The organism is Segniliparus rugosus ATCC BAA-974, assembly GCF_000185725.2.
Taxonomy (GTDB): Bacteria; Actinomycetota; Actinomycetes; order Mycobacteriales; family Mycobacteriaceae; genus Segniliparus; species Segniliparus rugosus.
Window position 1 is genome coordinate 1,182,161 of sequence record NZ_KI391953.1, and the last position, 13,688, is coordinate 1,195,848.

A 13,688-nucleotide genomic window follows, 5' to 3' on the forward strand; every position below is an offset into this window, starting at 1 on the left:
GCGAGAAGTCAGGAGCAGCTGCCCCGGAGCTGGGCGACGAGGTCGGACGCGGCTTCTTGCTGCTCGTCGACGTAGTCGAGGGTGTCCCAGGTGCCTTGCTGCGGGAACGCGAGGCCCATGGACGGCTGGAGGTACTCGAGGCCGTTCCAGGTTCCAGGGCTCCAATGGAAGAGCGAGTCCACGGCGTTGCGCATGTCGTCGACGCCGCGGTCCATCTTGTCCAAAATGCGGGCGAGGCCAGGAACTGGGCTGTCGTCGTCGACGCCCTTGAGATAGGTGACGCCGTGGGCGACCATGTTGATCTTGTCGTCGGCGTTGTTCTTCTGGGATGATCCGGAGGCGTACGGAGAGCTGATGACGATGCGCAGGCCGCCGACCCCCGCGTCGATGTCGTCGTCGAGGCTTTCCTGGACTTGGTCGAGCGTCGAGCAGGACACCTTGGCCGGCTGTGGGGCGGACGGCGGCGGCGTCGGCTCGGCGAGGGCGGTCGGGGCGAGGAGCCCGCTCGAGGTCGCGGCGACAAGGACGGCAGAAACTGCGCGGACGCGGATGCCCATGTTGTTTGTCTCCTCGGAAGAGTTCGATGTGGCCCCAGGCCAGTATACGAGGAAGGGGGCAGCTGCGGGCTGCGTTCGGGAGCGGGCCGCGAGGAGCGTCGGGGCGCAGCGCCGGCCCGTGAGTTCCCTTCCAGGGGTGGTATACAAACGAGAAGAAATGTAAACTCTCTTGAGTGGGCAGGATCACGATCTGCCCTCGAGCCTGAGAGGAGCGCGCCATGCTGAAAGAGCAGCGGGCATCGGGAGAAGCGTCTTCGTCGTTCGACGAGTTCGCGACACATGAGATCGCGTTGCGGCCGAGGGACGTGCGGTTCGACTTCTCGCAATCGCCGTTGCACTGGATCCCGGACGAGCCGTACGCGTCGCACCTGGTCACCGGCCTCAACCTCTTCTTGCCCGGCGGGGAGCGGTGGTTCTGCAAAGTCTTCACCGACGCTCTCGAATACGTCAAAGACGAGCGGCTGCGCGAGGAAATGCTCGGCTTCATGGGCCAGGAGGGAGTGCACGCCAAGAGCCACGACGGGGCGGTGCTGGCGTTCCTGGAGAAGTACGGGGTCGACCCTGAGCCTTTTCAGAATCAGGTCGACTGGCTGTTCGGCCGCCTCAGCTCGGTCATTGACGACGCGAGCGCGGACGACCGGCGCAATGCCGTGGTCACGGAGGTCGTGCTGGTCGCGGCGATCGAGCATTTCACGGCGGTGATCGGCGATTGGGTGCTCAACAACCGGTGGGACGAGCTCGGCGCGGACCTGGTGATGAGCGACCTGTGGCGCTGGCACGGGGCCGAGGAGGTCGAGCATCGGCACGTCGCGTTCAACGCCGCTCAGTACTTCGGGGCCAGCTACGGCAAGCGCGTGTTCTTGGGCCTGTTCGCCAGCGGCGTCCTGTACGCGCTTTTGTTGCGCGGGCTGAAATTCATGGTCCGCCAAGACCCGAGCCTGCCCAACCTCGGCTACCCCAGGCTGATCTGGCAGCTGCACAAATCGGGCAAGCGGGGCGCCTCGCCCCGCATCCGCACCTTGCTCGGCTCAGCGGTGCGCTTGTTCAACCCCCGGTACACGCCGGAGAAGGAAGGGAACACCGCGCAGGCCGTCGCCTACCTGGCCACGTCCCCCGCCGCACGCGCGCTCTCCTCATGAGGCACGCAAAGCGAGAAAGCTCCGCCCAGATCTGGGCGGAGCTTTCTCGCTTGAAAGTGGCGGTGGCGGAGGGATTTGAACCCTCGGAGGGGGTTAGCCTCACACGCTTTCGAGGCGTGCTCCTTAGGCCGCTCGGACACGCCACCAAGCGGTGGACTCTACACGACGTGGTGGGGGTTGTCCAAACCGGTTCGGAGCCCTTCCGGGCTTCGGCGACGATGCAGTCCGTCCGAACGCCCCAGGAGCGCGGGCCGATCTTGCTCGGGCCAACCGTCACCGGATTGACCAGGCGCAGTCCTTGCCCTGCGGTCGTTTCCTGAGGAACCTGCTGAGCGGCAAGCACGCGTCCTCCCGGAGCGCGCGCTTCGCGACGAGCCGGGCGAGGTCTTTGCCGGCTCCGCCCAAGGCGCTCGGAGCGCGAGGGCAATGCCAGGGCAGTGGCTATGGCCTATGTCACCGACATTGCTCTGGCGTGGACCGTTGGGCGCGGAGCTTGCGGAAAAAGCTTCTGGTGAGCTCTGCGCACTCTGGCTCAAGGACTCCGGGGCGCACCAAGGGGCGGTGGTTGAGACGGGGGTCGGTCACCACGTCCCACAACGAGCCGACCGCGCCGGTCTTCGGCTCCCGTGCGCCGAAGACGATCCGACCGATCCGCGCGTTCACGGCCGCGCCGGCGCACATCGTGCACGGCTCCAACGTGACCGCCAACGTGCATCCGACCAGCCGCCAACCGTCGCCGAGCACGGCGGCGGCTTGCCGCAGCGCGAGGATCTCCGCGTGCGCGGTGGGATCTCCGAGCGCCTCCCTCGCGTTCGCGGCACGGGCCAGCTCCGCGCCGTCGGGCCCGAACACAACTGCTCCGACCGGCACGTCCAGCTCGCCTGCGGCGGACGCGGCGGCCAGAGCCGCGCGCATCAGCGCGATATCGGGGTCGTGGTCGGGGGCTTCGCTCACGCGCGGGGGCGCTTGTCGGCTCCCTTGGACTTTCGTTCAAGGTCGGCGAGTTCTTCTTCGAAGCCGAGCTGGCGGGCGAGCGCGGTGATCTGCTCGTCGGCGTAGAGCTCGTCGGACTCGGAGACGATGAGGCTGAGCACGGATTCGGAAAGGCCGAGGTCTTCGAGGATCGCGAAATCGCCTTCGGCCCATGGCTCCTCGTCGTCGTCGAGTTCGTCCGGATCGGGGATCTCCACATGCAGCTCGTCGAGCACGTCGGCGGCGAGGTCGTAGTCGAGCGCCGCTGTCGCGTCGGAGAGGAGCAGCCGCGATCCGCCAGGCCCTGGCCGGACGATGACGAAGAACTCGTCGTCCACATTGATCAGTCCGAACACCGCGCTGGTGCTGCGCAGCTCGCGCAATTCGCGTTCGGCCTGCTCCAGGCTCGCGAGCACCTTGGGGGAAAGCTCGAGCACCCGCCAATGCCCCTCTTCGCGTAGGACCGCGACCCCGACTCCGACGAGCCCGTGTGCCTCTTGTGACGACATGGAGTCTACGGTAGTCGGGCTGCCTGTGGAACGCCTATTCGCGTCGTCAGTTTTCATCAATCCGGGATCTGGCGCGTCGGTCCTCGACCCAGGCGCGCAGGAACGCGACGTAGCGCTGATTGTTCTCGGCGGAACGCTCGTCGCTTGCGGCGAGGTACTCTGCGGCGGTTTGGTCGAAATCGGGGAGCGCGCCCGTCGCTGCGAGTTGGAGGCGCAGCGTCGGATGCGGGAAGACATGATGCCTGGTTCGTTCGGCTTCCCGCAGGCAGGTGCTCGGATCGTTCAGTTTGAGAATCGACGGCCAAACGTCGTCTTCGAACTGCTCGACGACATCGGTCATCGCGCGAGCCGCCTCGTTCGCGGTCGTGATCCGCCGCCACTGCCGATCTGTGTCCGCATCAGCAGGGTATCGGAGCGCGGGGATGCGTCCGTCGACGATGCCGCAGTGGCCATGGAATCGTTTGATCGGCGACGAGAACGTTTGTCTTCGCCATGCGATATCGGGCGCGGTGAGATAGGCCCAGTTCACCGTGTACACCAATCCGCCGTAGATCATGGTGGTGATCGTGGCTCTGGACTGGACCCAGACCCAGGCCAAATCGCCGTTCGGAAACCATCGTTCCCAGTAGGGGGGCCGTGCCTTTGAAGCCGTGCGCGCGGAGCGCGGGTCCGAGGATGTCGCGCATCGCGTCTTTGTGCAGCCGCTGCGCGGTTGGCGCGGCTTCAGGCTGTTCCTCCCACCTCTCCATGCCGAGAGCCTATCGGGCATGAGAGCCTGGTAGGCATGACGACCCCCGACTCCTCCCCGGTCTGCGTCATCGGGCTCGGGCAAATCGGCGGCTCTGTGGTCAAAGCCGCCGCCGCCGCCGGGCGCGAGGCGTTCGGGTATGTGCGTTCGGCCCGAGCCCTCGAAGCTGTCCGCGCCGAGGGCTTCGCTGTGTTCGACGAGCTGGAGAGCGCCCTCGAACAAGCCGAGCGGCGCGGGGCGATCATCGTGGCGGCGGTGCCGATGCGGGCCACTGGAGGAGTGTTCGCGCAGATCGCGGCGTTCGGCGGCTCTTGCCTCGTGACGGACGTCGGCAGTGTCAAAGCGTCGATCCTCGCCGCCGCGCAGGAGCACGGCCTCGCCGGGCGGTTCGTCGGCGGGCACCCGATGGCGGGCACGGCGAACAGCGGCTGGGAGGCCGCGGACCCGGCGTTGTTCCAAGGGGCCGCCTGGGTGGTGAGCGTGGACGAAACAGTGTCCTCGGCTGGGTTCGCGCGGGTGGCGCGGTTGGCTTTGGATCTGGGCGCGGCAGTCGTGCCCGCGCTCGCCGCAGAGCACGACCGGGCGGTGGCCCGGATCTCGCATCTGCCGCACCTGCTCGCGGCGGCGCTGGCGAACACCGGGGCGGCTGGCGGCGAGTTGGCGCTGGGCCTCGCGGCGGGATCGTTCCGCGACGGCACCCGTGTGGCGGGCTCGGACCCCGAGCTCGCCGAGGCGATGTGCGCGAACAACACCTCTGCGGTGGTCGAAGCGTTGGACGAGGCGTTGGACTGGCTGACCGAGGCGCGGACGGAGCTGGCGCTGACCGGACAGGCCGGACCGATCGTGCGCGCCGGCCACACGGCGCGCGCGGCGTACGACCGGCTCGCGGCGGCCCGCCCGGCGATTTCGAGGATCGACCTCGGCGAAGCGGATTGGCGTGAACGGCTCGCGGAGGCGGGGAGGAGCGGCGCGGTCCTGCGCTCGTGGCCGCTCTGAAGAACCAAGACACCGCCCTGGAGAGCTAAGATCTTTACCCTGTCGCACTCGAGGAACGCATGAGGCGCGCCGTTGTGATACGGAAACGTTATATAATGCCTCGCGGCGGCAGAGCCGCTGACGGCGCGCGCATGTGGCGCGCCACCGAAGTCGGGCGCGCTCGCCCGGCGAGACCGAGAGGAATCCGCCCGTGACGCCCATCGCGATTGTCATTGTGGTCGCCCTCGCCTGGCTCGTCCTCCTTGTCCCCCTGCTTTACGTCAAAGTGCCTCCGAACAAAGTCGGAGTGTTCACCGGGCGGGGCAGACAGCCGAGGGTCGTCCGTGGCGGAGCCCGACTGCGCCTGCCGGGCATCGAGCGGGTGGACTACTTGACGCTCGAACCGCTCAGCGTCCGCATCAAGCTGGACGGCGCGCTCTCCGGGAGCGGCGTGCCGGTCGACCTGGAGGCGGTCGGCATGGTTTCGGTCGGCGCGACCGACGAGGCGCTCCAGCTCGCGATCCGCCGCTTCTTGGGCGTGGACCGGCTGGAGCTGCGGGCGCAGCTCAACGAGATCTTGTCCGGCAGCTTGGCCGAGATCTTGGCGCGGACGAGCATGGAGGAGCTCAACGCCGACCGGGAGCAGCTGACCCGAAAGCTGGTCGAAGAGGCCAGCGCGGACCTCTCTCGGATCGGCTACACCGTCGACATCGTCAAAATCGCCGCGCTCTCCGACGAGAACGGATTCCTCGGCTCTTTGGGGCGCAGCCGGATCGCCGAGGCCAAGCGCGACGCCTTCATCGGCACCGCGGAGGCGGAGCGGGACGCGAACATCCAATCTTCGCAAGCGCGGCAGGCCGGGGCGATCGCGAAGGCGGAAGCCGACATCGCCATCGCCCAGGCGGCGCAGAAGCGCGATGTGGAGCTTGCGAAACTGCGCGCTCAAGTCGCCGCCGAGAACGCGTTGGCCGATCAGGCGGGACCGCTCGCCGACGCCCAGGCGCAGAAAGACGTCACTGTCGCAAAGGAGCAGGCCGAAGCGGCCCGGATCGAGGCGAGCATCGGGGTGCAGCAGCTTCGCGCCGAGCATGCCCAGGCGGTTTTGCAGGCGGATGTGATCGCGGTCGCCGAGGCCGAGGGGCAGGCCGCGGTCAAGCGCGCCGAGGGGCAGCACCAGGCGGCGGTGCTCGAAGCGGAGTCGCAGGCGATGGCCACCCGCAAGGTCGGCGAGGCGCTCGCGGACGCGCGGCGGTCCGCCGCGGACGCCCTCCTCGCGGAACGGCAGGCCGAAGCGGCGGGCGTCCTGGCCCTCATGCAGGCGGAGGCCGACGGGCTGCGCGCCAAGCTGGCCGCCGAGGCCGAAGGGAAAAAGCAAGTCGCCGAGGCGCTCAACCGCTACAACTCGGTGGGCGCGCGTCTTCTGGCGCTGCCGGACGTGCTCAACGCGCTGGTCGCGGCCACCGAAGCCGCCTCGCGCCCGATCGCCGCGCTGGACCGGGTCTCGGCCAACAGCAACGCGCCCGCCTCGCTCGCCGCGCTTTCCGGCGTTTCGCCCGCCGTGGTCGCCAAGGTGCTGGAGTCGTTCAAGGCTTCCGGGGTCGACTTGGCGGAGATCGTCCCCGAAGACGTCGCCGAGCCGCATGCGGAAGAGGCCGTCGCCGAGCAGTCGGACCTCGACCTCGACCTCGGGCTCTACCACATCCCGTCCTGACCGGCGGGGCTGATCGCTTTAGAGTTCGGCGAAGGCCTCCCACAAAGCCTCGTAATTGTCGGCGCGGCGATGGCCGAGGCCGAGGAAGTCGTCTCGGACGATGACCTCGTCCACGCCCTCCTCCTTCCACACTGCGACCGCCTCGGCGATCTGCCGAGGGGAGCCCGAGATTCCTGGCATATCGCGGGTGCGCGCTTGGAACGCCCGCACGTGCGCGGGCTCGTCGTCGAGGAGGAACCATGCCTGGGTGGAGCGGCGCACCGACTCGGGGTCGCGTCCGAGCCGTTCGCAAGCGGCTTCGAGCGGCTCGGCGGCTTTGCGGAACTCGCCCGGTTTGCTCCACGTGTTCCACTCGTCGGCGTGCTGCGCGACGAGCCCGAGCATCCGGGGGCCGGAGGCTCCGACGAGGATCGGCAGGTTCTCCTGGATCGGCTTCGGCTCGTTCACGGCGACGTTGAGCCGGTAGTACTGGCCGTCGAAGGTCGTGGCCGTCTGCGTGAGCAAGCCCTTGATCACCTGTAGGCCCTCGGCGAACCGGTCCACCCGCTCTTTGGGGCTCCCGAGCGCGATGCCGTACGCGGCATGCTCGTTTTCCTGCCAGCCCGCGCCGATCCCGAGGGTGAGCCTGCCGCCTGAGATCTGGTCGACGCCGCTCGCCCAGTTCGCGAGCACGGCGGGGTGCCGGTATGTCATCGAGAGCACCATCGTGCTGAGCCGCACCCGTGTGGTCGCGGCAGCGAGGGCCGCGAGCAGGGCGGTGGCCTCGAGCGTCGGCCGCCCCGGATCGATCGCGGTGGCGGTGCGGGGCATGAAGTGGTCGGCGAGGTAGAAGCTGTGCCATCCTCCGGAGTCGGCGAGCTGGGCGAGGTCGAGCAGATCGGGCCAGGATTGGGCCGTGGAGGCCCAGACGGAGAAGCGCATGCGGACAGTCTATGCGCGTCATCGGCCCTTGGGCGGGGGAGCGGGTTCCGCGCGCGGGACGAGATGTCTGATACGGGGTGTAGCATAAAGAACGGCACATCACATCGGTGGCGTGCTGTGATGCGCAAAAATTTATATTAAGTTTTATATTTTGGAGGCGAATATCGTGACAACGCTGAGCCCGGTGATCGGATGGACGCTGTGACGGCGGCGGAGGCGGCGGGGAAGGCCGTGCCGCACGAGCAGCCGCAGCACGAGGTGGCCATCATCGGCGGCGGCTTCGGCGGGCTCGGCGCGGCGATCTTCCTCCAGAAGGCCGGGATCGACGACTACATCATCATCGAGCGCTCCGCCGACATCGGCGGCACGTGGCACAACAACCACTATCCCGACGTGGCCGTCGACGTGCCGGGGATCGTGTACCAGTTCTCGTTCGAGAAGAATCCGGACTGGTCGCGCACCTTCCCGAAGGGGGCCGAGGTCAAGCAGTACATCGAGCATTGCGCGGACAAATACCGGCTGCGCTCGCACCTGCGGCTGAACACCGAAGTGCTCGCCAGGGCCTGGGACGAGGACAACCATCTGTGGCGGTTGAGCATCGCGGACGGCTCCGAGGTCACCGCGCGCTATGTCATCACGGCGGTCGGCGCGTTCGTCGAGCCGAAAGTGCCCGACATCAAGGGCCTGTCGACGTTCAAAGGCAAAGTCATCCAGACGCAGTCGTGGGACCACGAGTACGACTTGCGGGGCAAGCGCGCCGCAGTCATCGGCACAGGGGCCACGTCGGTGCAGATGATCCCCCAGGTCGCCAAGGTCGTGGAGCATCTGGACGTCTACCAGCGCCGAGGCATCTGGGTCTTCGCGAAGCCGGATTTCGCGATCCCCAAGCCGGTGCGGTTCCTCTTCCGCAAACTGCCGGTCGTCCAGAGCCTCATCCGCGCGGTCGTCGCCGCGTTCGTCGAGGTCGGCCTGGTCGCGATCACCGTGTTCGGGAAGTACATCGGCCCGATCGCGCTGCTCCCGCAGTACGCGTGCCAGGCGTTCCTGTACACGCAGGTGCGCGACAAGGAGCTACGGCGCAAGCTCACGCCGAACTATGGGTTCGGCTGCAAGCGCCCGAGCGTTTCGAACATCTACTACCGCACGTTCACCCGCCCCAACGTCGAGCTGGTCACCGACAGCATCGCGGAGGTCACCCCGACCGGGATCAAGACCTCGGACGGCAAGCAGCGGGACATCGACGTCCTCGTCCTCGCGACCGGCTTCGAGATGTCGCACTCGCCGACCGTGTTCCGGCGCAAGCCGGTCAAGGGCCGGGACGGCTTCGACCTCGCCGACTTCTACGAGCAGCACTCCGCCGAGGCGTACGAGGGCGTGAGCATGCCGAAGCTGCCGAACACGTTCATGGTCTTCGGGCCGTTCGCGTGGAGCGGCAGCTCGTGGCACGTCATGGTGGAGAACTCGGCCCGTCACGCGGTCCGGGTGATCACCGAGGCGCGCCGTCGCGGGGCGACTGCGGTGGAGGTGACGGCGGAGGCGAACCGGAGGTTCAACGACTTCATCCGTCCGAAGGCTGCGAACACGCTCATGCACCGTCCCGCGTGCGCCGGGGCCAACAGCTACTACCTCGACCACCACGGCGAGTTCTCATTCCTGCGTCCGACGACGGCGTACCAGTCCACGAAGGCGAGCAAGACCTTCTCGCTGGACGACTACTCGTACCGGGCCCTTGAGGCGAAGGTCGCGCTTGTCGAGGAGCCGCAGACCGAGGCGGTCAGCTCCTAAGCCCACCGGGGCGCAGAGTAAGGAGAGCGGGCCCAGGCTATTCGCCTGGGCCCGCTCTCCTTACTCTTTATTTGGCCGCTGTGGACTCCGCCGCCCGCGCCTGCGCAACTGGGCTTTCATGCCAGGACGAAAGCCCAGCGTGAAAATCGGCTCGAGGAAGACCTTCGTCCACCGCAGCGGAAGCAGGTCCAGCAGCACCGGGGTGAAGGCCACCGTCCAGACGATCCGTGTGCCGCCGGAGGGGAGCGGGACGAGGGTGTAGTCCTCGGCCCACGCCTTCAACAGCGGCCAGCTGCCGCTGTAGGCGGCGTAGCTGATCCGCTGGCCCGGCTCGAACCGCCAGAAGCGCTCGCGTTGGATCCAGAGGAACCGCCACGGCGCGCGAACCGTGCCCATCTCACGGGTCGATCCGGGCCCGTGGGGCGACTGGTCGTACCGCACGCCGCACAACGGCAACCAGGTCCACGCCTGGTCGCCGTCGAGCACGGCCCAGACGTCGTCCGGCGGCTCCTGGAAATCGTGCGCGGTCCGCAGGACGATCGCCGCCGTTTCGAACGTCGAATCATCCCCCGGCGCGATGGCGAATTGCATAGTTGCCGGCCCTCGTCTCCGCCGTCACCGGGCAGAGGCTGCCGCAGATTCCTCTGTCTGGCCTGCGGTCGCGCGCGTGGAATACGCGTAGTCGTCCGCCGGGAACTCTCGCGAGGCCTTGTGCGCCTGCCAGATCGTGGTCGGGCGGATCAACGGGGCGTCGCCGTCGGCGTTCTTCCAGTACGAGTGGATGCCCTTGTGCTTCTCGACGAAGTACCAACGGATGTTGTGGCCCTGACGGATCATTTTCTGGTGGAAGGCCTCGCACGCCTCGGCCCGCACTTCGCTGCGGGTGGCTTTGCGCTCCTTCGCCAGCGAGATCGCGCGGACGATGTGCACCACGGCGTTGTCGACCAGGTCGTGCCAGGCGATCCCGCCGGTCCAGGAGTACGGCCCGACGATGATCCAGCGGTTCGGGAAGCCGGGGACGGAGACGCTCTCGTACGCTTTCATCCCCTGCTCGTGGAAGAAATCGGAGAGGTCGACCCCGTTGCCGATGACGCGGCCCTTCTCGTAGGACGAGGGCTCGGAGAACAGCTTGAACCCGGTCGCGGTGATGAGGACGTCGACCTCGTGGACCACGCCGTCCGTCGTGCGCACGCCCTCGGGCACGATGCGCTCGATCGGCGTGGTGACCAGGTGCACGTTCTCCTGGTTGAAGGCGCGGGGGAACGTCGAGTTCAGCGTCGGCCGGTTGCCGAAGATCCCGAACGAGGGGAGCAGTTTCTCCGCCGCGTCAGGGTCGTTCTTCACGACGGCTTTCAGATAGCGGCGGTAGACCGCCCGGACGGCGGTGTCGAACACCCGCATGGCCGGACGGGCGATGAAGCCGGGGGTGTGGATCGCGAAGAGCAGGCCGACGCTGCCGACTCCGGCGATGACCGAGCGGATCCCGTTGACGAGACCGGGGAGGCGCAGGATGGTTTGGACGGGCTTGGGGATCGCGAAGTCCGGCTTGGGCACGCAGTACACCGGGGTGCGCTGGAAGACGGTCATCTCGCCGATCTCGGGCGCGATGTGGCCCGCCAGCTGCACGCCGGTCGCGCCGGTCCCGATGACCGCGACCCGCTTGCCCCGGATGTCGTACTCGGGCTTCCACTTGCCCGGGTACACCGTCGTGCCGGCGAAGTCGTCGATTCCGGGGATGTCCACGCCGCCCTTCTTCTCGAAGAACGGTCCGACCGCCGAGATCACGAAGCGGGCGGTGAACTCCGAGCCGCCCTCGAGGCGCAGCCGCCACAGGTGGTTCGCCTCGTCCCACTCCTCGCTGAGCACCGTGACGCCGAAGTGGACGTGCGGGCGGATGCCGAAGTGGTCGACCACGCGTTGGTGGTAGGCCTGCACCTCGTCGCCAGGGGCGAAGACCCGCGACCAGTTCGGGTTGGGGAAGAACGAGTACTGGTACGAGATGGACGGGATATCCACCGCGACCCCTGGGTACACGTTGTCGCGCCACGTGCCGCCGATGTCCTCGGCGCGCTCAAGGATGACGAAATTCTTGACCCCCGCCTGTTTGAGGCGCACAGCGGCGCAAATCCCACCGACGCCCGTCCCGATGATGACCACTTCGGTGTCCGGCGCGGTCGGGGCGGCGTCGCGTGACGCGTCTTGCTTCGGGGTGTTTGCCATGGAGTCGCCTTTCCCGTTGGAACGCCGCGCGGCGGAATCGGCCCGGCGTTCCACAGTGAGCCATCGCTTACGCGGTTCTTGTCGTGATCTGATACTGTGAGTTTATAGTACTTGCTGGATCACATACTCGTCCAGGCCGTCGCAACGAGAACAGGTTGCGCTATCGCGGCCTCGGGGATTCATGAGGAGTTTTCGTTGTCACAGGCTGTGAGCGCGGGCCGTGCGCGGCCGAGCGCGCAGGAACCCGCACTCGTCGTCGAGCATTCCGAGAAGGCCGGGCTGGTCGCCCGCCTCGCGCACACCGCCTTCCGGCTGACCGTCCGGCCGGCCCTCGGCCTCGCCTCGGCCGTCCTCGGGTCGGTGAACGACAAGAACCTCCTGTGGATTCCGCGCCTGCTCGACCCCTGTCTTTTCCTGATGCCGCCGATCCGGGGCACCCATCGCCGCAGGGTCCAACTCTTGAACTGCAGGGCGGAGTGGGTCTGGCACGACGGGACCCCGGATCCGGGCAGCAGCCAGGGGCCGGTGGTCCTCTACTTCCACGGCGGCGGCTTCACCTCCTGCGGCCTGAACACCCATCGGCGGTTGGCCTCCGACCTCGCCAAGACCACGGGGGCCGCCGTGCTCAACGTGGACTACCAGCAGCTGCCGTCGGCGAGTTTCGCCGACACGCTCCAAGACGCGGTGGAAGCGTACGAATGGCTGCTGGCTTCGGGCAGACGAGCCGACCAGATCGCCTTCGGCGGCGACTCCGCGGGCGGCGGCCTGGCGTTCCGGGCCGCCATCGAAGTCCGCGACCTCGGGATCGGGGTCCCCGGCGCGGTCTTCGCCTTCTCTCCTTGGGCCGACCTGGACTGCGCGCAAAAAGCTATCCATCCCAACCACAGGCTCGACCCGCTGCTGTCGGCGCAGATCCTCGGCAACGTGGTGAAAGTCGGCCTCGCGAAGGACGGCCTGATCGACCCGAGCTGGTCCTCGGTCAACCACGACTTCGCCGGTCTGCCGCCGGCTTCGATCCACGTGGGCTCCACCGAATGCCTGCTGCCCGACGCGGAGCTGCTCGCCAAGCGGCTCGGCGAGGCGGGAGTCCCGTGCTCCTTGAAAATATGGGACCGGCAGATCCATGTGTTCCCCGCCGGAGCGGTCGTGCTGCCCGAAGCGAGGGCGGCGCTGGAGGAGGTCGGGCAGTTCGTCCGCTCGTCGCTCGCGTCCGCGTGAAGCGGTCCCCGTTGTTCTCCCCGTTCGCCGCAATCAGATCAGAGGAAGTGTTGTATGCCTAAATTCACCCCCATCGACTTGGGCGGCGCAGTGGTCGCCGTTTCCGGAGCCGCCCGAGGCATCGGCTTCGCCATCGCTTCGCTCTTCGTCCAGCAGGGCGCGCGGGTCGCGATCGGCGACTTGACCCTTGAGGCCGCGCAGGCCGCCGCCGCCCAGCTCGGCCCTCGAGCCAGCGCCTACGCCGTCAACGTCGGCGACAAAGCCTCCTACCAGCGGTGGATCGACGATGTCGAGAAAGAGGTCGGCCCGATCGACGTCTTGGTGAACAACGCGGGCATCATGCCGGTCGGCGGGCTGCTCGAAGAGTCCGACGAGGTCGCGTTCGGCACGTTCAACGTCAACTACTGGGCGCACTACTACGGCTTCAAGATCGTCGCGCCGCGCATGGTCGCCCGAGGTCGGGGCCATATCGTCAACATCACGTCGGCGGCGGGCAAGATCCACTCCGGCGGACTGGCCTCCTACGTGGCCTCCAAACACGCCGCGACGGGCCTGGCGCGCAGCTTCCGCGAAGAGCTGCTCGGCTCCGGGGTGTCGGTCAGCGCCGTGCTGCCCGCTGCGATCAAGACGCAGCTGGTGGACGGCATCCGGGCGAACTTCCTCGAGCGCATCATCTTCCTGCCGCCCGCGTTGGTGGCTCGGACGGTTCTGCTGACCCTCAAGCGCCGTCCGGCCTTGATCGGAGCCCCGCCGGGACTGGTGAGCCTGATGGCCTTGATCCCGTTCATCCCGGAGCGGCTCTGGCTGCTCGGCCGCAAGGCCATCCAGTGGGACAGCCGGATGAGCGGCGTCGACCGGGAGAAGCGCGCCGAGTACGACGGCAGGATCGCCGCGCAGACGGTCTCCTCCGCAGACGGCACGGCGAAGCTCTGA

13 protein-coding genes and 1 tRNA gene are annotated in these 13,688 nt (G+C 67.7%); 6 read left to right on the forward strand and 8 right to left on the reverse strand.

Annotated elements, in window-relative coordinates; genetic code table 11:
• Positions 1 to 8 precede the first annotated feature (8 nt).
• A complete protein-coding gene (locus tag HMPREF9336_RS05820; RefSeq protein ID WP_007469923.1) occupies positions 9 to 557 on the reverse strand; it encodes a hypothetical protein in 549 nt (182 codons plus the stop codon).
• 218 nt (positions 558 to 775) lie between these two features.
• On the opposite strand from HMPREF9336_RS05820, the gene HMPREF9336_RS05825 reads away from it, so the two are divergent.
• Positions 776 to 1,696 (forward strand): metal-dependent hydrolase, encoded by a 921-nt coding sequence (locus tag HMPREF9336_RS05825; RefSeq protein ID WP_007469925.1) that lies wholly within the window; start codon positions 776 to 778, stop codon positions 1,694 to 1,696.
• 57 nt (positions 1,697 to 1,753) lie between these two features.
• Here HMPREF9336_RS05825 and HMPREF9336_RS05830 read toward each other — a convergent pair.
• The 4 genes from HMPREF9336_RS05830 to HMPREF9336_RS05845 form a co-directional block, all read right to left on the reverse strand.
• Positions 1,754 to 1,842 (reverse strand) — tRNA-Ser (locus tag HMPREF9336_RS05830).
• Positions 1,843 to 2,149: 307 nt separating this feature from the next.
• A complete protein-coding gene (locus tag HMPREF9336_RS05835) occupies positions 2,150 to 2,611 on the reverse strand; it encodes a nucleoside deaminase (RefSeq protein ID WP_051357282.1) in 462 nt (153 codons plus the stop codon).
• 35 nt (positions 2,612 to 2,646) lie between these two features.
• Positions 2,647 to 3,177: a tRNA adenosine deaminase-associated protein gene (locus HMPREF9336_RS05840; RefSeq protein ID WP_007469931.1), complete on the reverse strand. Its 531-nt coding sequence runs from the start codon at positions 3,175 to 3,177 to the stop codon at positions 2,647 to 2,649.
• 46 nt (positions 3,178 to 3,223) lie between these two features.
• Positions 3,224 to 3,733, reverse strand: coding sequence for a hypothetical protein (locus HMPREF9336_RS05845; protein ID WP_021030183.1), 510 nt, complete (start codon positions 3,731 to 3,733; stop codon positions 3,224 to 3,226).
• 228 nt (positions 3,734 to 3,961) lie between these two features.
• On the opposite strand from HMPREF9336_RS05845, the gene HMPREF9336_RS05850 reads away from it, so the two are divergent.
• The gene (locus HMPREF9336_RS05850; protein ID WP_007469935.1) at positions 3,962 to 4,921 is read left to right on the forward strand and encodes a prephenate dehydrogenase; all 960 of its coding nucleotides are present in this window, start codon (positions 3,962 to 3,964) and stop codon (positions 4,919 to 4,921) included.
• Between the two features lie 190 nt (positions 4,922 to 5,111).
• Positions 5,112 to 6,611 (forward strand): flotillin family protein, encoded by a 1,500-nt coding sequence (locus tag HMPREF9336_RS05855; protein ID WP_007469937.1) that lies wholly within the window; start codon positions 5,112 to 5,114, stop codon positions 6,609 to 6,611.
• Between the two features lie 18 nt (positions 6,612 to 6,629).
• Here the strand turns inward: HMPREF9336_RS05855 and HMPREF9336_RS05860 are convergent, their stop codons facing one another.
• On the reverse strand, positions 6,630 to 7,532 hold the full coding sequence (locus tag HMPREF9336_RS05860; protein WP_007469939.1) for a TIGR03560 family F420-dependent LLM class oxidoreductase: 903 nt from the start codon (positions 7,530 to 7,532) through the stop codon (positions 6,630 to 6,632).
• Between the two features lie 192 nt (positions 7,533 to 7,724).
• Here HMPREF9336_RS05860 and HMPREF9336_RS05865 point away from each other — a divergent pair, with 192 nt between their 5' ends.
• Complete coding sequence (locus tag HMPREF9336_RS05865) at positions 7,725 to 9,317, forward strand: flavin-containing monooxygenase (RefSeq protein WP_007469941.1); 1,593 nt, start codon at positions 7,725 to 7,727, stop codon at positions 9,315 to 9,317.
• A 60-nt stretch (positions 9,318 to 9,377) separates the two neighbouring features.
• Here the strand turns inward: HMPREF9336_RS05865 and HMPREF9336_RS05870 are convergent, their stop codons facing one another.
• Together HMPREF9336_RS05870 and HMPREF9336_RS05875 are read right to left on the reverse strand one after the other, a co-directional pair.
• Entirely contained in the window at positions 9,378 to 9,908 is a 531-nt protein-coding gene (locus HMPREF9336_RS05870) for an SRPBCC family protein (RefSeq protein ID WP_007469942.1), read from the reverse strand.
• A gap of 24 nt (positions 9,909 to 9,932) precedes the next feature.
• The gene (locus tag HMPREF9336_RS05875; protein ID WP_007469944.1) at positions 9,933 to 11,537 is read right to left on the reverse strand and encodes a flavin-containing monooxygenase; all 1,605 of its coding nucleotides are present in this window, start codon (positions 11,535 to 11,537) and stop codon (positions 9,933 to 9,935) included.
• A gap of 195 nt (positions 11,538 to 11,732) precedes the next feature.
• Here HMPREF9336_RS05875 and HMPREF9336_RS05880 point away from each other — a divergent pair, with 195 nt between their 5' ends.
• The gene (locus HMPREF9336_RS05880; protein ID WP_007469946.1) at positions 11,733 to 12,755 is read left to right on the forward strand and encodes an alpha/beta hydrolase; all 1,023 of its coding nucleotides are present in this window, start codon (positions 11,733 to 11,735) and stop codon (positions 12,753 to 12,755) included.
• 54 nt (positions 12,756 to 12,809) lie between these two features.
• On the forward strand, positions 12,810 to 13,688 hold the full coding sequence (locus HMPREF9336_RS05885) for an SDR family NAD(P)-dependent oxidoreductase (RefSeq protein ID WP_007469948.1): 879 nt from the start codon (positions 12,810 to 12,812) through the stop codon (positions 13,686 to 13,688).